Raw genomic sequence first — 18,990 nt, 5'->3', positions numbered from 1 at the left:
TGGCGAAGTTCTGTTTTTATCTGATACGGATGCAGGCCATTATGATTTGTTTAACGGCCTATTCATAATTTCTCAGCGCTTTTTTCAGCTTTTCCCTGATGCGCTGTCTCAGGCTTTCCGGTGCCAAGACCTCGATGCCTTCGCCAAAGCCCAGCAGCAGCCTTTCGAACTCATAATTAACCTTGAGCCTCAGGCAGAAGACGATACTTCCGTCTTCCCGCTGCTCTTCAATAGTCTGCGATGGATGAAACGGCTTGGTCAGTACATAAGGCGCATTATCAGCATCGACCCAAAGGCTTATTTTTCGAGCGTTGAGTCCTTGGTTGACCGTGACCCCGATGATGTCTTTGTAAAAATCTTCGGCATCAAAGTTTTCTTCGATATACGGAAGGTTAAAATCAAAATCAACAGCAACAATACGGTCTAAGGCAAGATTGACCACAGGCAGCGATGCTTTTTTCTTGCCGACCAAAAACCAGCGGTTGTTGAATTCTTTGAGCACAAACGGATGAAAGGCAAACTGCTGCGGCTCTTTCGATTTGAACGACTGGTAGGTGAGCAGCACGACCACCTTTTTTATGATGGCCTGGTATAGCGTATCCAAAAAATGCAGTCCTTTCAAGTTCTCGTTCTTGTCGAGGTAGATGACCGGCTTGGTATGCGATTTCTCGGCATAGATCTTATCTTCGAGCCGCTGCAAGATGTCGGACACATCGCTAAAAAGAGAAAAATCCTTGAACTGCTTGAGCATAGAAACCGTCTCCGTCAGCACATTGATATCCGTTTCTGTCAAGGGAATATCGGTAATCGTATACTCCTCGTCCTCATAGCGGTAATACTTCTTGTCATAGACCACTATGGGCGCATTATAGCCCAGCTTTTCGCTGCGCATAAGCTGGATGTCGAGCTGGGTCGTTCTCTTGCTCACGGAGTTTTCCTTGCCTTCATATTCAAACAAGGCATCAGAGCAGGCCTCCATCAGGTCTTCCAAAGTCCATTTCCGGTAGTGGTTCTGCAGGCACTTGTCAATCGTCTTATACCGGATAAGCGCATTTTTGTTTTGAGACATTTTTTCTTAGCTTTAAGATGCAAGATAGGCAGGCTCGATAAAGCCTTACAGCCAAAAATAGAAATTCTTTTTTACTGCGCAAAATAATTGCGTACAAGAGCAATCATCTTTGTTTTGTCAAGAATGACAGTCCTACGGCCTTGTAGCTTAAAAGGAAAAGCCTATGGCAAAATTTACTTACCATAGTGTTTGCGGATATTCCGGTTAGACCTGCGCGGACTAATGGGTAGAATTTACAGAAGCACCGAAATCGTTAGGGAAAGTAGGGAAGCGTATTTACAGCCGCAATGCCCGAGAGGGAATGTGAGTTCGAATCTCATCAGGGTTACAAAAGCAAGCCCGGCCAATTCCCATGATTGGCCCGGCTTTTTAGAATCAGATTAAAAAATGAAAGCATATTTTATTCTTTATGCACATCCTTAAATTTGAGCATGTCAACCAACCGCTGTTCTTTTTCGTCGTCAAAGCCGCAGGCCGATTTGAACTCTCTGGGGTTTTCATAAGTCCCGAATAACATATCCCACCAAACAATATCGCCATAATTATTAGTATGCTTGTCATATTCATGATGAATCCTGTGCATTTCCGGACGCTGAAAAATATAGCCTATCCATTGTGGTGTTTTGACGTTGGTATGATAAAAGAATTCTCCCAGCGCGGTAAATAGCGTATATATGGCGCCTGCTTCGAGGCTCAGTCCCAACGTAGTAAAAACCAACAAGCTCCCTATAATTGAATTGACTGTCATTTCTAAAGGATGTTTATAGAAAGAGGTAATTACTTCTAGGCGCTGGGGACTGTGGTGTATTTGGTGGAAATGCGTCCACAAGAAATCAATCTTATGTCTCCATCGATGCCACCAATAAAAAATAAAAGTAGCGATAAAGTAAGCGATCAGCCCTCCCCAAAAGGGACTTACAAATTCTGATAATTTAAATAAAGAAACTTTGGCCAGCCATACTTCCCAAGTATATCCTGCCAATACCACAATGCCGAGCTGGATAAAATTTACAGCCAGAACCCTGATAGTCCAAGTTGGAACCTCGGGTAATTTCCAGCCGGGTACCAATCGCTCGATTAAAAAGCAAAATCCAAATACGATAAAGATGATGAGTAATGTCATTTTGATTTGATTTAGGTGCGGTGTTTTTTGACAGCGCACGGGTTTACAATTCTTTTAAAGTGTAATCAAAACAAATGTAATGGCGTATTCTACTAAAAATGATGCACCTGGGTTAACAAATCATCACAAAATTCTCTTTCTTATCCGGCTGAGGGATTGCGGCTTTACGCCTACAAAAGAAGCTATAATATATTGGGGAATTCTTTGCACAAGGTCTTTATAGTGCTCTAAAAAATAACGGTATCGGTCTTCGGGAGTATAGCGATGAACAGTCAGTAACTGGTTGACCATAATAATAAAGCGATGCTCAATAATGACCCTGCCCAACAGGTTAGCGTTTCTAGAGACTTTATATAATTTTTGCAATTCTTCATATTCAATTACCAGCAACTCACAATCTTCCAGAGCCTGGATGTTCTGAAGCGAAGGCTCTTTGGATAGAAAACTGCCATAATCTGCAATAAATTCGGCTTCTTTAGTAAATTCTAAAGTAGATTCTTCATCATTCTTAAAAACAAAATAACGTACGAGTCCTTTGCATAAGAATCCTAATCGACGGTTTATTTCGGTCGATTGCAAAAAGAAATCATTCTTCTTTACTACATACGGCTTGAAAGCCTGTCTGAATAGTAATTCTTCTTCGGGCTCAAGTGCCGTAATCTGCCTTAAAGAATTTAAAAGTATATCATAAGAATCCATTTCAAGCTATTTATATACAATACTACATAAATTTGCTTAAAGTGTCAATTTCAGAATAAAAAATAACTGCGCAAAATAATTGCGTAGGTGTGGTTGCATCTTTGTACCATCAAAAAACAAAAGACATGAAAACACCAATCAACGGTACAGACCTCCTAGAATTAGGATACCCGCAAGGAAGCATCATCGGGACGGCCTTAAAGATAAACAAAAAGAGAAATGGACTTACCAAAGAGCAGATGCTCGACCACTATAAAAAAGTGCTGCAAGCTCCAGAAAACTATATAGACGATGCGCTTTTCGGAAAGCTGGCCACGGCATTGATCGAAAAAGCAAATGAAAAGCCAGAAGATTTTATATCACTAAACCCACAGCCGAAAGCCTTTTCGTCTTACGGACTCGACCATATCGAAGAAGGCGCTATCCAGCAGATGAAGGTAGCAATGCAGCTGCCCGTTACGGCTGCCGGTGCCCTGATGCCCGATGCGCACCAAGGCTACGGACTGCCTATTGGAGGCGTACTGGCCACCCGAAATGCCATCATTCCGTATGGAGTGGGCGTGGATATCGGATGTCGTATGGCGCTGTCGGTATACGATATTCCAGAAGATTTCTATTACCAGAACGAAGATAAGTTCAAGAGAGAGCTGATAGCCCATTCTAAATTTGGAGCCGGACACGGTTTCCACGGACAGTACAAATCGGACCATGCGGTATTGGAAAGTCCCGATTTTGAGACCAACCCGTTTATCAAGAACCTGAAAGACAAAGCCTGGTCGCAACTGGGTTCGTCTGGCGGAGGAAACCATTTTGTCGAATTCGGAATCTTGGAATTTGCAGCCGATGATGCAGTACTGGACATTCCCAAAGGAAAATACGTGGCGCTGCTGACGCATTCCGGTTCCAGAGGTTTTGGCGCTACGGTTGCCGGACATTATACCAAGATCGCCAAAGAAGTATGCCGACTGCCTGAAGCCGCACGAAACCTGGCGTATCTGGATATGGATTCTGAACTGGGCCAAGAATACTGGATTGCCATGAACCTGGCGGGCGATTATGCTTCTGCCTGCCATGAGATTATCCATAACAAGATGCAGCAGGCGCTGGGTGCTACGGTCTTGGCGAAGGTCGAAAACCACCATAATTTTGCATGGAAAGAGGTCTGGAACGGAGAAGAAGTCATCGTACACCGAAAAGGAGCCACTCCGGCCGGAAAGGGCGTGATGGGAATCATACCCGGAAGCATGACCGCGCCCGGGTTTCTGGTGAGAGGAAAAGGAGAAGAAAATGCTATCAACTCGGCTTCGCACGGTGCCGGACGACAGATGAGCCGTACCAAAGCCATCAAGACGATTACCAAAAACGAGATGCAGGGTATCTTAAAACAGCATGGCGTGACCCTAATCGGTGCCGGACTAGACGAAGCGCCTATGGCCTATAAAGACATCAACCAGGTCATGGCCGCGCAGCAAGAACTGGTAGACGTGGTCGCCAAGTTTACGCCCAAGATGGTGCGAATGGCCGATGATGGAAGTCGTGAAGATTAACCTTAGGGATAGTATGAAAAATCTATACAATAAAGGAAGATACCGCAACCGCGAATATGCAAAGCATCTGCGGCCATTTTTAAAGAAGCTTGGCAACCGAAAATGGCGCATGCAAGCTTCTTTATACATCCAAAATCAGCTTAAAGATCTGAATTAAGGCTAGTCTTTTATTCCTTTACGAACTTCCCGCTCCAATGCCCTTGGTCGGTCGAAAGCACAATCTGGTACATTCCGGCCGCCAGGCTAGCGATATCGATATCCGTTATATTTTGGGCAGTGCTGTACACGGCCTGTCCCAGCAAATTAGTTATCGTTATTTTTCGTATCGGTCCGTCTTGGCTGTCTGGCAGTTTCAGGTGCAGCAGGTTCTTCGCAGGATTCGGATACAGTACCAGCTGGCTGTTCTTGCCATTGTCTGGCACAGACAAGGCAGGCGAGAGCGGCCCATCCTGTGTCTTGGCATACAGCCCGATAGTCCCCATCTTTGAAAGCTTGAACTCCACGAAAGCAATGCCGTTTTCAGAACCCGAATTGAATGGAACGATCTTTTCGGCACCCGGTAGCGCGTAGGCAGCGGCAGACAAGCCAGCCACCACGCCCGCAGCCGTAGTCGTGCTAGACAAGAACCATCCCGCATCTACGATTTCTCCCGCAGGAGGCGTATTGATGACGAGATTGGTATATTCTGCTGTCGAATAATAGACCCTGGCGATGACGCCCCCATTGGCGGTATGGTTTCCGGCATCGATAACCGTTACCAGACGGTTGCTGACTCTGGCGCTGTTCGTGCCGTTGCTGATCTGGTAGTAGCCGCTGGAAGAAGCGATTCCCGCCGGAAGCGTACCGATACTGTTATGGTTGATGGATACGCCAGACGATGCCAGGCTATTGCCGTTCGGGTTAAGCGTCAGCATCTTTCGGGCACGGTTCGACGGATTCGACCAGTCGTAATTGCAGCCCGCATAGGTCAAGGTCACGGCACTGCCGGCCGTAGCCAGCAGCGGGGTAGAAGCCGCCAGCGACGTATCGCCCGAAATGTTCCATCCCTTTCCGCCGCTTGCAACCGGCAGGATCAGGTTGGCACGGGCAGCCGCGCCGTCATTGCAATAGTACATTCCCAAAGCTCCCATGGTAATGCCGTTTGGACCGTGCGTATTAAAGCCCACCAGTGTCGCGTCATAATTGGCGACGTTCATGCCGCAGTTCTCTAAAAAGCCGCCGAAAAAGCTGCCCAAGATGACATTCGGATTCAAGTGTTCTCCCCAAGGGCCAAGGTTCTGGTTAAAAGCTGTAGCATCTTTAAGCAAGGAATCCATATAAAGCGCCGAGGAAATATCCCAGCTGCTGATGTCTTGGTTGAAAGAGGTCGCCTGCAGGAATAGATTCAGCATGTTGATGACCGAAGAAACATTCCAGCCGCTGATGTTCTGGTTAAAAGCCGCAGCCTGACGGAACATGGCGTTCATGTTGGTAACAGCGCTGACATTCCACCCGCCGATATTCTGGTTAAACGCGGTCGCACCAGAAAACAGAGTAGACATGTCGGTCACCGCAGCCGTATTCCAGCTGCCAATATTTTGGTTAAAGGCCGTTGCTTCGTTAAACATGCCGCTTAGCGTAGTCACGGCTCCCGTATTCCAACTCCCGATAGGCTGGTTAAAGGCCGTCGCGCCAGTAAACATGCTGCGCATAGTGGTCACGGCTCCCGTATTCCAACTGCCGATATTCTGGTTGAAGGCAGAAGCTTGCGAAAACGCGCTGTCCATATTTGTGACATTTGCCGTATTCCAGTTCCCGATAGGCTGGTTAAAGGCCCTGGCTGCATAAAAAAGATAATCCATGGTCATTAGGGCACCCGTATTCCAGCTTCCGATAGGCTGGTTGAATGCGGTGGCATTGGCCAGCATATTGCTCATGTTGGTCACCGCAGCCGTGTTCCAGCCGCCGATATTTTGGTTAAAAAGAGAAGCCCCGCTAAAGAGGTAGCTCATGTCGGTAACCGAAGCCGTATTCCAGCTGCCGATATTGGCAGGGCCGTTCAAGGCCGTACAAAACTGGAACATATGGCTCATAGAGGTCACTCCCGCAAGCAGGGGCACGTCGGTAGCCGTGATATTTAGCGTGGTACAGCCATAAAAAGCATTGCTAAAGCTGCTCCAGGCAATAGTGCCCCACTGCGTGATGTTTTTTATTTTGGTCTTGTCGCCCGCATTGTTAAAATGGATGCGTGGAAAAGCACCCGTAATCTTGACCTGATAGGCCGTATTTATGGCCAATCCCGTAAAAGAAGCATTGCCCGTTACGTTGGTCAGGGTGGTGAGTATGACGGCCGGAGTATCCAGCCGCGCTATGGTAGCCGTATAATTATAGCCCGTTCCGGTAGTCGGAACCGTGATAGTGGTCGAAGCGCCCGTGTTCCATTCGGTGATGAACTGCCCGAAGCTCTGTAAAGAACAGAGCAGCAGGCCTGCAAAGAATAGTAGTTTTATCTTCATGGTCGGTTTGTTATTCTGGGTTGGTTTGATAGCCTATAAGGTTGATACGAAGCTAATTTGTATGGAAATTATTCCTTGACAAATTTGCCGTTCCAGTCGCCTTTGTCCGTTGTCAACAGCAACTGGTAGAGTCCTGTTTTTAGGAAGCTGATCTCTATAGCCGGACTGTCATAAGCGCCGCTATAGACGAGCTGCCCCAGCATATTGGTAATCGAAATGTGCTGTATGGCAAAATCGGCCGCTTCCGGAAGCTTTAGGTTTAAGACATTCGCGGCAGGATTAGGATACAGCTTGATGGCATTTTTAAGGCCGATAGCCTCGTCCAGTCCTAGGCAGCCGTCAACCGTAAGCTGCAAAGGCATGGTCACGGTAGTGCCGCAGGCGTTGGTCATGGTGCAGGTATAGATGCCGCTGTCGGCCAGCGTAAGGCTGGCAATATTGAGTATTCCGGTAGTCTGCAAGGGCAGCACCGTAGAGCCTTTTCTCCATACGTAGCTTGCGGCGTTGGTATTGTGCACGTCGAACACGAACGGGTTGTTCTGGCAGACGATAAACGAGGCCGTATCAAAGAATCGGTACGACGGCTTGCGGCAGATTTCGATAAGGTCTTTTAGCTCAGACGTATTGCTGGCAATCATCTTGCGGATGACCGTATTGTTGGTTAAGTTGAGCTTGAAGGTTCCTTGCGGACTGTTGCCATAGATAGCATTATCGCTCCCCTTTAGCACCGCGCCGTAGGGCGACCGGACCAGATCATCTGCAACATAAGAAAAAATATGAGGCATCGATAAGGATCCTGTGGCAAGATCATATTCAAAGACCAGCCCGTCTGCGTTGGCAAGAGCGCTGTTGTTGTTTCCGCCCAAGGTACCGTAGAGCTTGTTGTCTGCGCTCTTGGCGAGCGGGCTTGGGTTGGCCCCGTTGACTGCATAGTCGAAATCAAACTTTTTGGCCATGGTAGCGCCGGCTATCGTAAATTCATAGAGCGTGCCGCTTCCGAGCGGAGCCACGCCTTGAGGGCCTATATGTGCGCCGCCCAGAGCCGTGCCGTAAAGTTTTCCGGCGGCGCCTTCTACCAATCCGCTCTCATACATAGGATACATGATATCAGAGCCGCCCACGCCAAAGACATAGACCTTGACGAGCTGTCCCGTAGCAAGGTTGAGCCTGTAGATGCCGCCCGGATAGGGAATATTTTGCGTAGAAGGCGCCATAGACGTAACGCCGTAGAGATTTCCGTCGGAAGCCTTCATCATTCCTGCTATCAATTTCGGGTACTGGTTGCTGCCGTTGTATATAAAGGGAGGCAGGGTAGCCACGATGCTGAACTGCTCTGAATCGATAACGTACTTGAACACCGAACTGCCGCCGTTGGTCACGCCATACAGCACACCCGGAAGTGGCTCGATTACGGCATGCATGGCGTTGACAAGACCGCTATAAAGAAGCTTGTAGCGGTCGGTCGTAAGGTCGTACTCAAACAAAACGCCCGAAGGTACTCCCGGAGCGGGAACGGTAGTCTCGTAGCTCGTAACACCGTATAATTTTCCGTTAGACGCCTGAAACAGTTTGCCTCTCGGATACCGTCCTGTCAGTCCCGTAGGATCAAAAGAGTACACCGTTTCCGGTTCGGTATCGGTTCCTACAAGAGGAGTCTTGATAATCTGGCCGTCATTGCTGCCGGGCATACCGATTGAAGTCATTCGGTAGCCCCAAAGTTCTTTTTGGCTATAGGCTGAGGAAAATACAAACAGCAGGCCCGCTGTCCAGAGGGTAATTTTTTTCATAAGCATTGCTCGTGTTGGTCGGTTTTGTGGTATGGGTGGCGCTCTTTTTGTACTGCAACCGCCTTGTTTGGGGCATACGGTCTGTGTGGCAGATTCTGATTTGAGGGGCGGTAGGCGGAAGGCAGCAGCTTGGTTATAAGGCCACTACTGCAAACTTAGGCTAATAAATTAAATATTGCGTTTTGTAATTGATAATTTTTATCAGGAAGTAGCTTCTCCGGCGCAGGCAACAGCCTGAACCACCCTCGCAGTCTTGTCCAGACCGTTTTTAATAGGCTGGAATCCTGTTTAGTAAGGAAGGTGGCGGGGCAGTCTATAAATAAATTTGTTTATAGGGAGCTATCGTTTCTTTTTTTGGCTTGTTTTTGATAAAAATAGGCGTTTTTTTAGGGTTTATCCCAGTGTTGTTGCGGTCTTGTTCGGGTCTTGTTCGGAAAAAGATGTTTTTTTGCGAAGGTCACCCGAACAAGACCCGAACGAGACCCGAACAAAACCCCTAAAATTTTGCTCAAAAAGAGGTTGTTTTTTTGAGTGTATTTGCGATTGTTTTTTTATTAAATTTGAGAAATTACTGACGATGATAAATAAGATACTTTATAAATTGGAGCAGGTAGAAAAAGAAAAAGGAGTAGAGATCCTTTTTGCCTGCGAATCGGGTAGCCGTGCCTGGGGATTTGCTTCTCCAGACAGCGACTACGACATACGTTTTATCTATAAGCACGACCTTGATTATTACTTGTCGCTTTGGGAACAGGCCGACGTGATTGAGTTTATGACCGAAGACGACTTAGACGGTTCGGGCTGGGATTTGCGGAAAACGGTAAAGTTATTGGCTAAATCGAATGCACCTTTGCTGGAGTGGCTACATTCGCCTGTTGTGTATTATAGAAACGAGACTTTTATGGAACAGCTGCTGCCTTTGGCGGAGGCTTGCTTTTCGCCCGTTGCCTGCCTGCACCATTATCTGGGCACGACCAAGAATTTTATGGAAGTCTGCTCTGCCGAAGAGGTCAAGCTAAAAAGTTATTTTTATGCGCTGCGTACGGCATTGGCAGGGAAGTGGATTATTGAAAAAAATACGTTTCCGCCTGTGGCTTTTGCCGAGCTGCTGCCGATTGCGCCTTTAGAGGTACAGGAAAAAGTTAGGGAGCTGCTGGATATCAAGGCGCAACAGGGCGAAAGTTATCTGCATCCGAAAGAGGTGTTGATTACGGACTTTTTGATGGAGACCATACGATTTAATCAGGAGAATGCTGGAAGCTTGGGTAGTGGGAAGAAGATGAGTGGGGAATTGGATAGGGTTTTTAAGGGATTGATACGATAAGAATAGAAGTAGTATAGCATTTTTAATAAGTTAGGAATGAACAAGAAAGAGTTAGAAGACATACTAAAAGAAGTCTTATCAAAAGAAAAGAAAAACCTTTTTACCTTCTTGACCGGTGCAGGTATTTCGGCAGCGAGCGGTATTCCTACGTTTCGTGGAAAAGATGGATACTGGGTTTCGGGTTCTAAAAACTATAAGGCACAGGACATCGGAACTTATAAGATGTTTCAGGTAGCTTCGATGGAGGTGTGGAAATGGTTTTTGTATCGGAAGTCGATTACGGAAGCGGCACAGCCTAACACTGGACATCATAAGTTAAAAGAAATAGAGGATTTATTGCAGGACAGGTTTGTCTTGATTTCTCAAAATGTAGACAGCCTGCATAAAAAAGCAGGAAGTTCAGCAGAGCGAACTTATCTGATTCATGGCGATTTTGATTTCGTGAGGTGCGGCGACGAGTGTTCGAGAGAATTGTATCCTTTTCCTGAAGGGATAGACCTTAAGAACAGAGATAAGGACATTATTACGGAAGCAGAATGGAAATTGGTACGCTGTCCGAAATGTGGGGAAGACCTTCGACCAAACGTGCTTTGGTTTGATGAATATTATAATGAACATTATTTTAAATCGGAATCGGCTTTGCGGGCTGCAAAAAATACGGGCGTATTGTTTATCATCGGAACTTCGGGAGCAACCAACCTGCCTATGGAACTGGCAAGAACGGTGCTGCAGTATGGAGGCTATGTTTTTGATGTCAATATTGAAGACAACCAATTTACCGAATTGTTGAAAGGAAAGAAAAGGGCAGTCACCATAAGAGAAGACAGCAGTGTCTTTTTAGAAGAAGTAGAAACTATCTTAAAAAGAATTGTTTAATGACCATCCAAGACCTTAAATCACAAAATCTTATCCTCTTTGAAGCAATCTCAGGGAGCAAGTCCTTTGGGCTGGATACGCCTGCCTCTGATACCGATATCAAGGGAGTATTTTACCTGCCGAAAGAAAAGTTCTACGGATTGGACTATATTCCGCAGGTTGCCAATGCCACTAATGATGAGGTGTATTATGAGATCGGCCGTTTTGTGGAGCTGCTGCTCAAGAACAATCCGAATATATTAGAAATCTTGGCGACGCCAGAGGATTGTATCCTTTATAAGCATCCGCTGATGGAACGCTTGAGAATAGAAGATTTTCTGTCGAAACTCTGCAAGGATACTTTTGCAGGTTATGCCGTGACGCAGATCCGAAAGGCTAGGGGACTGAAAAAGAAAATCGTGAATCCGATGGCTAAGGAGAAGAAAAGCCTGCTGGATTTCTGTTATATACTGCAGGGCTATGCTACCGTGCCATTATTGCAATGGCTGGAAGAACGAGCATACCGCCAAGAGCGCTGCGGACTCATCAACCTGCCGAATTCTAGAGATATGTTTGCGTTGTTTTATGATGCAGACGGCTCGCTGGGCTATAAGGGGATTGTCCAAAAAGAAAGCTCTAATGAGGTGTCGCTTTCGTCTGTTCCGAAATGGGAAGAGTCGATAGCTTATCTGTCTTGCAACCAAGACGGCTATTCGAAATATTGTAAAGAATATACAGAATATTGGAACTGGATTGACAAACGCAACGAAGACCGCTACCAGACCAACCAGCAGCACGGAAAGAACTACGACAGCAAGAACATGATGCATACGATTAGGCTGCTGCAGACGGCCGAGCAGATTCTGGCTACTGGAAAACTAACTATCCGCGTTCCGAATCGGGACGAACTGCTGGCCATAAAGGCAGGCGAAAGAGAATACGACGAGCTGTTGGATCTGGCTGATAGGCTGATTGCTTCGATTGAGGAGAAGTATAAGACGTCAACCCTGTCAGGGTGTCCTGATGAGGAAAAAGCGCTACAGATTTTAATTAATATCAGGGAAGCGCTGTATGCATAGGCAGTACTCTTGTCTTTAGCCTATTTCCACATTCTTAATTGATAGGCACCGTCCCAAAAATCATATTCCAAACGCGAAGCCGTAATAAAAGCTTTGGTCATGGCGGCGCGCGTCTGTTCCGTTGTTGCCGAGGCGGCACGGTCGCAGATGGCTATGGCCTGTCGTACGGCAATCCCAAATTCTTCGCCCCCATACGTATCGATCCATTTTTGGTACGGATTGGCAGGGGCCTGCGGGCTCTTGCTGATATGGTCGCCCACGGCCTTATAGATCCAGAAGCAGGGCAGAACGGCCGCCATTCCGATCTCTACAGCGTCTAGGGCAGCCGTGCTCTTTAGAAAATGGACGTAGTGGTGGCAGGCAGGTTCAAGCGTTCCTTTGTCCGGAATTCCAAAGTCTTTAAGGTAGGATTCGTGCAGTAGGCTTTCGACCACGAGGGCATTTTCGGCAAAACGCATAAAGGCCAGAGCATCTTCTGTGGCTGCGGCCCTGGCTCCCAGCAGTGCCAGCGCCTTTCCAAAATGTTCCAGATATCCCGAGTCCTGCATAATATAAAACTGGAAGCGCTCTTGCGCAAGCGTGCCCTTGGACAATTCGGCAAGAAAAGGCATCTCGATAATTCTTTTATAGATTGGGGCAATAGCTTGCCAGGCATGTTCAGTCCAGGTCATTTTTGATTAGTTTTTGAGGGTTAAAAAAGTGGTTCAGCGGGCCGTTTCCTTTGCCAACGAGCACGTCTTTTCCATTATAGATGGCTTGGTGCACGTAGTCTTGTCCGAGCAATACAGCCTCGGCAAGGCTTTTTCCTTGTGCCCTATAGCTGGCAATGGCAGAAGAGAGCGTGCAGCCCGAACCGTGGGTATTGGTGGTATCAAATTTTTCAAATTCAAAAGAAAGTACCTTCCCGTCGTTTTGGAAATAGAGAGAGGTGATCTTTTTTCCTTCGAGGTGGCCGCCTTTTAGCAGTAAGCCGTTGCATCCTAATTTCAAGATCTTGGTTCCGGCAAGATACATGTCTTCGACAGTCTTTATCTCCATTTGAGCCAGCAGAGCGGCCTCATCTAGGTTGGGCGTAATGAGGGCGGCTATGGGGAATAGCGTATTTATGAGGGCTTCGATAGTCGCTTCTTCAATCAGCCTGTGTCCGCTGGTAGCAACCATGACAGGATCAAAAATGACGGGCACTTTGGGATAGCGCTGCAATGTGGCTGCAATGACATCGACCAATTCGCTGGTGTGTACCATTCCGATCTTGATGGCCTGAGGCATAATATCGTCCATGACGGCCTCAATCTGCTCTTTAACGGCGTGGTAAGGAATAGGGTAGATGTTGCGCACGCCCTGCGTATTTTGTACTGGCAGGGCCGTAAGGACCGAAGTGGCATAACAGCCGAGGGCCGAAATGGTCTTGATGTCGGCTTGGAGGCCCGCGCCTCCGCTTCCGTCAAATCCGGCTATTGCCAATACAGAAGGATAGGTGTAGTGTTTCATAAGTTTCGGAGTAGTATGTTTTTGAGTTCGTAGGCTGCTTTTTGCGGGTCGGCTGCGGCACAGATAGCCGATACCACGGCTATACAGTCGGCTCCTGCTTTTAGGGCGGCTTCGGCATTGGCAGCATTCATGCCGCCAATAGCTATCAGCGGCTTGTCTGTCAGTTTCCGCAGGGCAGCTATCCCTTCAATGCCCCAGGTAGTGACCGTATCTTTTTTGGTAGGGGTATGAAAGACAGGGCTTATGCCGAGGCAGTCTGCCGCTTCGGTTTCTTTGCTCTGCAGTTGCTCGATAAATTCGATAGAATAGCCTAGGCTCTGGCAGCTCTTCCATTCTTTCCGTATGTGGGTAGGCGGGACATCGTTATTGCCGACATGGATGCCGAAGGCGCCTATCTTTTTTGCGACTTCTAGATTGTCATTGATGATCAATGGGATGGCGTAGCGGTCTGTAATTTCTTTGAGCCGCTGGGCTTTGGCGATATACTCTTTGGCAGTTAGGTCTTTTTCTCTTAGCTGGATAATGTCTACGCCCCCGATTATGGCCTGTTCGGCTACGTGCAGGTAATTCTTTTCTAGGCAGTCTGCTTCAGAAAGGACAAGATACAATAGGTAAGGGAAGGATCGCCTACGCATATCGGATGTTTAGGGAGTCGTTAAATTCTTGCTCAGAAAGGGTATAGAGCTTATCCAGCAGCAGTACCTGCAGGGTACCGGGGCCATTGCTCTGTCTTGCAGCCAGCTCGCCGCTTATGCTAAACAGTGCCATAGCGGCGGCAACGGCTTCGGCAGGAGCTGCAACGGCGGCGACAAAGGCGCCTATCACGGCACTGGCAGAACAGCCGAGTCCGGTTACTTTTGTCATTAGGGCGTTGCCATTGCGGATAAAGACAGTCTGGTTTTGGGAGACGATGATGTCGGTTTCGCCAGAAATGCAGACTACCGAACCGTATTTTTGCTGGATAAAACGGGCGGCATCAACGGCCTCATCGCTCTTTGCGGTGCTGTCTACACCTTTGGTTGCGGTGCTGTTGGCTTTGGCCAAGGCAAGTATTTCTGAGGCATTGCCGCGCACAACGGCAGGATTATGAGCTAACAGTTGCGACAATACGGCATCGCGATATGAGGTGGCTCCAGCGCCTACTGGATCGAGTATCCAAGGTTTTTTCTGCTCATTGGCTTTTTGTACGGCCAATAGCATGGCATCGACAAAATAATCGTCTAGGGTTCCGATATTGACAACGAGCGACTGGCAGAGACTCGTCATTTCTTCGACTTCGGCATGGGAATGTGCCATGATAGGCGAGGCACCGACAGCGAGCAGGGCATTGGCGGTAGTATTCATTACCACAAAATTGGTAATATTATGCACTAAGGGAGAAGATTGCCTGACGGCGATGATGTGTTTCCAAAGGTTCTGTTCCATTCCATTTAGGTTTAGTTTATGACTGAATGGCTGCAGGAGATGCTTTGGAATAAAAAGACAGGGCAAGACACGATAGTGCCTGCACGCTTTTCCCTACGACGGTTTTAACCGCATCAGGTTCAAAGGGACTCTCTCAATTCTTTTCAGAATACCCCTAAAGCCATTACAAAGATACTGGATTTATTTTTTGTGCAGGAGGCCTGTCCGCTTTTTATGACAACGAGATGCTGGCAGGTAGCAGAGAATGATTTTTGCAACTTCAAAAAGCAGCCTGCAGCGGATGCTTCTCTAGCGGCTTTGGAGGCGAGGTGGTGAATGATAAAGAGGAAAATTTGAGCCTCTTTGGTTCTGTGCCATTTGACAAGCGCCTACGAGAGGTGTATTTATGATATAAGCTGCCTTGCCAGAACGAATGTAAGGTTAAAACCGTATTCGTGCCGTAAATGCGCTATAGAAATAGTCTTTTCCTGCTCCGGCTTCTTTGAGAAAGGCACCGCTGTCAAACCAGGCGCCTTCGAGCGTAAGACTCAAAAAAGGGCTTGGCGTATAATCGATAGTGGCAGCGAGCTGGGAGCCGATAAAGCTTTTGGTCGTGTTTTGTCCGGAATAGAGCAGCTGCATGTTAGGAGCATAGAGTCCATCGTTGGTACTCCAGCGCCAGAATAGGTCATAATCGATACCGAGGTTCCACGAATTGCTTATTTCGAGCTCTAAAGAGGGATGAATGTCAAACAAGTTGGCTGGCCCGATGAGTGCTACCAAGCCAAAGTAGGCGCCCCGGGGATATAGCGGATTGAATGTCTGTATCTTGTTGTCGTTGCTGGTCTTGTCTCCTGATATGATTTCGGACTTTAGTCCGAATACGGGCTTGAATTTTAGGCTTGTGGCTTTATAGCTGATGTTGGAAGATAAGGTCCAAGCCGATACGGTAGCCTGCGACAGTTTTCCAAATTGGTAAACGGCTTCGATATCGTATTTCCAACGGTTGCTGTTTTTCCATACCCGAAAGCCTAAAGAATGGCGGATTTCTTCTCCTGAAGCGGCATCATATTCGGCTCGTTTTTTCCATACGCCTAAGTAGTACAGGTCGATATTGTTTAAGAATTTCAAGTTGTTGATTACGGTATAGCTTCCCCATAAAAGAGCCTTTTCATTGAAAGGGTCATTAAATGTCCCTGGCTTGTTGGCAACGGGGTGGGCATAGAACAGATCGCTTTGAAATTGGTCTTGCTTATACAGCAATTTGGCGGCATCCATAGCGATGCGGCTGTTGGGACCTTCGCGTACGCCAATCAGCCTTTGTGAGCCATAGAGGAGTTCTTGCCTGCCTGCCCGAATATTGAGCTTGCTTTTTTCATCGCTTAAAACGACAGCTTCTATAAATGCTTGATGCAGGTCTAGGGTGTTGTGGTCGACCGGACTGGGATTGTCTATGCCATAAGCCAGGCTGCTTTGCAATTGAATAAAAGTTCTGAATCGGCCAGACTTTAGGTCGGCATGAAGCAGATAGCGCGACAGCAGGTAGCCATCGGGAGCATCTGAAAGGTCTCCCCATCCATTGTTTTTGGTATAGATGTACTGCTCCCGTATTTCTCCTCCGACCGAAAGGTAGTGCTTTTTATTTCCAAGGGGCAGGTATTTAATCTTTTCGTAGGTACTTGGAAGGGTGTCTTCTTCCAGATAGCTAAAGTTATCATCATACCTTAGCGGTTTGAAGTCGGCTTGGGTTTGAGCCGTCATGGAGGCGGCAAGCCCGAAGGTTAAAAGCAAATAAACGATTCGGTTCATATCATGCTAGTCTTTTGATTTTTTGGCTGAGGAGGTAATCGGCTGAATATCTGCCGCTGCCCAAAAATACGATTAGGAGCAGCGAAATGCTGTACATGTATGGGATATCGCTTACGGATAAGGGGTCGTGGGCGTGCACTATAAAATATCCGGTCAGCGTTACGGCCAAGGCAGGCAAGGCAGCGAGCCTTGTGAGAAAACCAAAAATAAGCAGTACCGGCAGGTAAACATTTGCGGCAATAGCAATGCCGTCATTGAGCGCCGATGGGAATCCTAGTGGATTAGGAATGGCTTCTGCGTTTTCAACACCAATGCCTAGTTTTTTTAGTCCGTGTACGGCTATAAGTTGTACGGCTACGGCTGTCCTGAAAAAAAGCATCGCGAGATTATAGAACGGATTTTTCAGATCGGATGCTACGATGTGGTAGGCTGCTTTTTTCATGGCTTAGTTTTTTTGGTATCCTCCATAATAGTTTACTGGACTCCACTCAGGGATGGCTTTAGGCTGAGGGGCGGCATAGTTTCGGTATTCTTCGTTGGCATACACTACTTTGCCATTTACGATAGTGAGCTTGGATTCGATGTTGAGTATCTTGTCTTCTGATGTTGTAAAATAGTCGTCTGAAAGGAGTATGAAATCAGCCAGATAGTTTTCTTTGAGTATGCCTCTGTCTTTATCGAGGTTGATGAGCGTGGCACTTCCTTGGGTAAACAGTTTCAAGGCTGTTGTCCTGTCAAGTATATTTTCTTCGCTCATGTATTTTAAGCCGCCTAGTGTTTTTCCGGTCGAAAGCCAATATAGCCCTACCCATGGGTTGTAGCTCGCTACTCGAGTACCGTCGGTACCCATACCGACTTTAATACCCATTTCCATCATTTTTTTGATAGGTACGGTATTGGCGGCGGCTTTTTTTCCGTAACGCTTGATAAAGTTCTCTCCTTGATAGGCCATTCGATGCTGTATGGCGATACCGCCTTGTAACTTTTTGATTCGCTGCAGGTTTTCTGTAGAAACGGTTTCGGCATGGTCAAAAAACCACAGCAGTCCGTCAAGGGGTGTTTCTTGGTTTATTTCTTCGATGACATTTAAGAATCGGGTGATGCTTTCATTATAGGTAGCGTGTATCCTGAACGGCCATCTATTTTTTATCAGCAGTGACAGCACTGCTTTTAGCTGGCCTTCCATGGCAGGACTTAATTCGGGTCTTGGCTTGTCGAAATTTTCAAAATCGCCTGCGCTCATTACCAGATTTTCTCCGCCGCCTTGCACATGGTATTCCATTTTTGGCATTTTTCCGAAGCGCTTGGCTCCGTCTGAAGGGACATCACATCCGTCGCCAATTTCTACAGAGCTGATCCACTTGGTATAATCGGCAAGCTCGTTGCCCGCTTTTTGGGCAAACAGATAGTAGGGCATGCGTACGGTTAGGGCGTTTTCTTCGCAAAGCTTTGTGGTGATGCCATAGTCATCAGGGTAGTTTTGAAATCCGCCTCCGGCATCCATAATGGCGGTTACGCCCAGCCTGTTCATTTCACTCATGAACAGTTTTGTAGAATTGACTTTTTCTTCATTGCTCAATTCAGGAAGTTTGGAAAGGGTAGCGTAAAGGATGTAGGCGTTGGGTTCGGCAATGAGCATTCCGGTTGGGTTGCCGTTGGTATCTTTTTCAATCAGTCCTCCGCTAGGATTTGGAGTGTCGGCATCTATCTTTAATGCTGCAATACCCGCTTTGTTGAGGTAGGCATGTCCGTATAGATGGAGTATGAAAGCAGGCACATTGCCTGTAGCTTCATTGATTTCGTCTAGCGTTGGAAGTCTTTTTTCTTCAAACTGGTAGGCATTCCAACCTCCTACAACACGCACCCATTGTCCAGAAGGAGTTCGTTCTGCTTGTTCTTTTAGCATCGACAATGCTTTTTTGAGGGAGCGTACGCCATCCCATCGAAGTTCGGTATTATAGAATCTTCCACCGCGGATGATATGCATGTGGGAGTCAAATAAGCCGGGTATGATGGTACTGCCCTTGGCATCTATTAGGGTCGTATTTTTGGCTTTAAGCTTGAGGATTTCGCTATTGGTACCTGTCTTGATGATTTTTCCATCGGCTACGGCTATTGCTTGCTTGACCGAGTTGTTGTGGTCTAGGGTGTGTATTTTGGCATTGTGGACAATAAGCGTAGGGCTATTTTGTGCGATGCCCTGCATTGTAGCGAGCAGAAAGTATGTGTAAAGTAGTAGTGTAAAATTTTTCATGTTTGGAAGAGCTAAGGTTAGTAAAAGAGAAAAAGAGGGCCGTACCGAGGCACG

At 47.1% G+C, this 18,990-nt stretch carries 17 protein-coding genes and 1 riboswitch; of the genes, 5 read left to right on the top strand and 12 right to left on the bottom strand.

Annotation, left to right across the window (positions count from 1 at the left end):
* Window positions 1-58 precede the first annotated feature (58 nt).
* The 3 genes from CLV94_RS00365 to CLV94_RS00355 form a co-directional block, all read right to left on the bottom strand.
* A complete protein-coding gene (locus tag CLV94_RS00365; RefSeq protein ID WP_121374490.1) occupies window positions 59-1,069 on the bottom strand; it encodes a helix-turn-helix transcriptional regulator in 1,011 nt (336 codons plus the stop codon).
* A 400-nt stretch (window positions 1,070-1,469) separates the two neighbouring features.
* Window positions 1,470-2,192 carry a sterol desaturase family protein gene (locus CLV94_RS00360; RefSeq protein WP_121376176.1) on the bottom strand — a complete coding sequence of 241 codons (723 nt, stop codon included), beginning with the start codon at window positions 2,190-2,192 and terminating at the stop codon, window positions 1,470-1,472.
* 123 nt (window positions 2,193-2,315) lie between these two features.
* On the bottom strand, window positions 2,316-2,891 hold the full coding sequence (locus tag CLV94_RS00355) for a Crp/Fnr family transcriptional regulator (protein WP_121374489.1): 576 nt from the start codon (window positions 2,889-2,891) through the stop codon (window positions 2,316-2,318).
* A gap of 125 nt (window positions 2,892-3,016) precedes the next feature.
* On the opposite strand from CLV94_RS00355, the gene CLV94_RS00350 reads away from it, so the two are divergent.
* On the top strand, window positions 3,017-4,438 hold the full coding sequence (locus tag CLV94_RS00350; RefSeq protein WP_121374488.1) for an RtcB family protein: 1,422 nt from the start codon (window positions 3,017-3,019) through the stop codon (window positions 4,436-4,438).
* Between the two features lie 13 nt (window positions 4,439-4,451).
* On the top strand, window positions 4,452-4,595 hold the full coding sequence (locus tag CLV94_RS16955) for a hypothetical protein (protein WP_170148719.1): 144 nt from the start codon (window positions 4,452-4,454) through the stop codon (window positions 4,593-4,595).
* A gap of 10 nt (window positions 4,596-4,605) precedes the next feature.
* Here the strand turns inward: CLV94_RS16955 and CLV94_RS00345 are convergent, their stop codons facing one another.
* Together CLV94_RS00345 and CLV94_RS00340 are read right to left on the bottom strand one after the other, a co-directional pair.
* Window positions 4,606-6,933, bottom strand: a complete 2,328-nt coding sequence (locus CLV94_RS00345) for a BspA family leucine-rich repeat surface protein (RefSeq protein ID WP_121374487.1) — start codon at window positions 6,931-6,933, stop codon at window positions 4,606-4,608.
* Between the two features lie 68 nt (window positions 6,934-7,001).
* Window positions 7,002-8,720: a T9SS type A sorting domain-containing protein gene (locus tag CLV94_RS00340; RefSeq protein WP_170148718.1), complete on the bottom strand. Its 1,719-nt coding sequence runs from the start codon at window positions 8,718-8,720 to the stop codon at window positions 7,002-7,004.
* Between the two features lie 577 nt (window positions 8,721-9,297).
* Here CLV94_RS00340 and CLV94_RS00335 point away from each other — a divergent pair.
* The 3 genes from CLV94_RS00335 to CLV94_RS00325 are packed head-to-tail and all read left to right on the top strand — an operon-like array spanning window position 9,298 to window position 11,978.
* Window positions 9,298-10,044, top strand: a complete 747-nt coding sequence (locus CLV94_RS00335; protein WP_121374485.1) for a nucleotidyltransferase domain-containing protein — start codon at window positions 9,298-9,300, stop codon at window positions 10,042-10,044.
* Between the two features lie 36 nt (window positions 10,045-10,080).
* Window positions 10,081-10,920 carry an SIR2 family NAD-dependent protein deacylase gene (locus CLV94_RS00330; protein ID WP_121374484.1) on the top strand — a complete coding sequence of 280 codons (840 nt, stop codon included), beginning with the start codon at window positions 10,081-10,083 and terminating at the stop codon, window positions 10,918-10,920.
* Entirely contained in the window at window positions 10,920-11,978 is a 1,059-nt protein-coding gene (locus tag CLV94_RS00325) for a DNA polymerase beta superfamily protein (RefSeq protein WP_121374483.1), read from the top strand. Before CLV94_RS00330 ends, CLV94_RS00325 begins: the two co-directional genes overlap by 1 nt.
* A 20-nt stretch (window positions 11,979-11,998) precedes the next feature.
* Here the strand turns inward: CLV94_RS00325 and tenA are convergent, their stop codons facing one another.
* The 7 genes from tenA to CLV94_RS00290 all read right to left on the bottom strand — a co-directional run bounded on the left by tenA (window position 11,999) and on the right by CLV94_RS00290 (window position 18,936).
* Window positions 11,999-12,649: a thiaminase II gene (gene tenA, locus CLV94_RS00320; protein ID WP_121374482.1), complete on the bottom strand. Its 651-nt coding sequence runs from the start codon at window positions 12,647-12,649 to the stop codon at window positions 11,999-12,001.
* Window positions 12,636-13,469, bottom strand: a complete 834-nt coding sequence (thiD, locus tag CLV94_RS00315) for a bifunctional hydroxymethylpyrimidine kinase/phosphomethylpyrimidine kinase (RefSeq protein ID WP_121374481.1) — start codon at window positions 13,467-13,469, stop codon at window positions 12,636-12,638. Before thiD ends, tenA begins: the two co-directional genes overlap by 14 nt.
* Entirely contained in the window at window positions 13,466-14,104 is a 639-nt protein-coding gene (thiE, locus tag CLV94_RS00310) for a thiamine phosphate synthase (RefSeq protein ID WP_121374480.1), read from the bottom strand. The genes thiD and thiE overlap by 4 nt, the downstream gene beginning before the upstream one ends.
* Window positions 14,097-14,894 carry a hydroxyethylthiazole kinase gene (gene thiM / locus CLV94_RS00305; protein WP_121374479.1) on the bottom strand — a complete coding sequence of 266 codons (798 nt, stop codon included), beginning with the start codon at window positions 14,892-14,894 and terminating at the stop codon, window positions 14,097-14,099. Before thiM ends, thiE begins: the two co-directional genes overlap by 8 nt.
* A gap of 73 nt (window positions 14,895-14,967) precedes the next feature.
* Window positions 14,968-15,060: riboswitch (TPP riboswitch) on the bottom strand.
* A 254-nt stretch (window positions 15,061-15,314) separates the two neighbouring features.
* On the bottom strand, window positions 15,315-16,682 hold the full coding sequence (locus CLV94_RS00300; protein WP_121374478.1) for an alginate export family protein: 1,368 nt from the start codon (window positions 16,680-16,682) through the stop codon (window positions 15,315-15,317).
* Between the two features lies 1 nt (window position 16,683).
* Window positions 16,684-17,124, bottom strand: coding sequence for a DoxX family protein (locus CLV94_RS00295; protein ID WP_121374477.1), 441 nt, complete (start codon window positions 17,122-17,124; stop codon window positions 16,684-16,686).
* A gap of 3 nt (window positions 17,125-17,127) precedes the next feature.
* Window positions 17,128-18,936 (bottom strand): amidohydrolase, encoded by a 1,809-nt coding sequence (locus CLV94_RS00290; RefSeq protein WP_121374476.1) that lies wholly within the window; start codon window positions 18,934-18,936, stop codon window positions 17,128-17,130.
* Window positions 18,937-18,990: the final 54 nt, after the last annotated feature.

It is taken from the genome of Flavobacterium endophyticum (genome assembly GCF_003634455.1).
GTDB lineage: Bacteria > Bacteroidota > Bacteroidia > Flavobacteriales > Flavobacteriaceae > Flavobacterium > Flavobacterium endophyticum.
The sequence above is the reverse complement of the archived record's forward strand: the minus strand, read 5'-3'. Positions and strand labels throughout refer to the sequence as shown.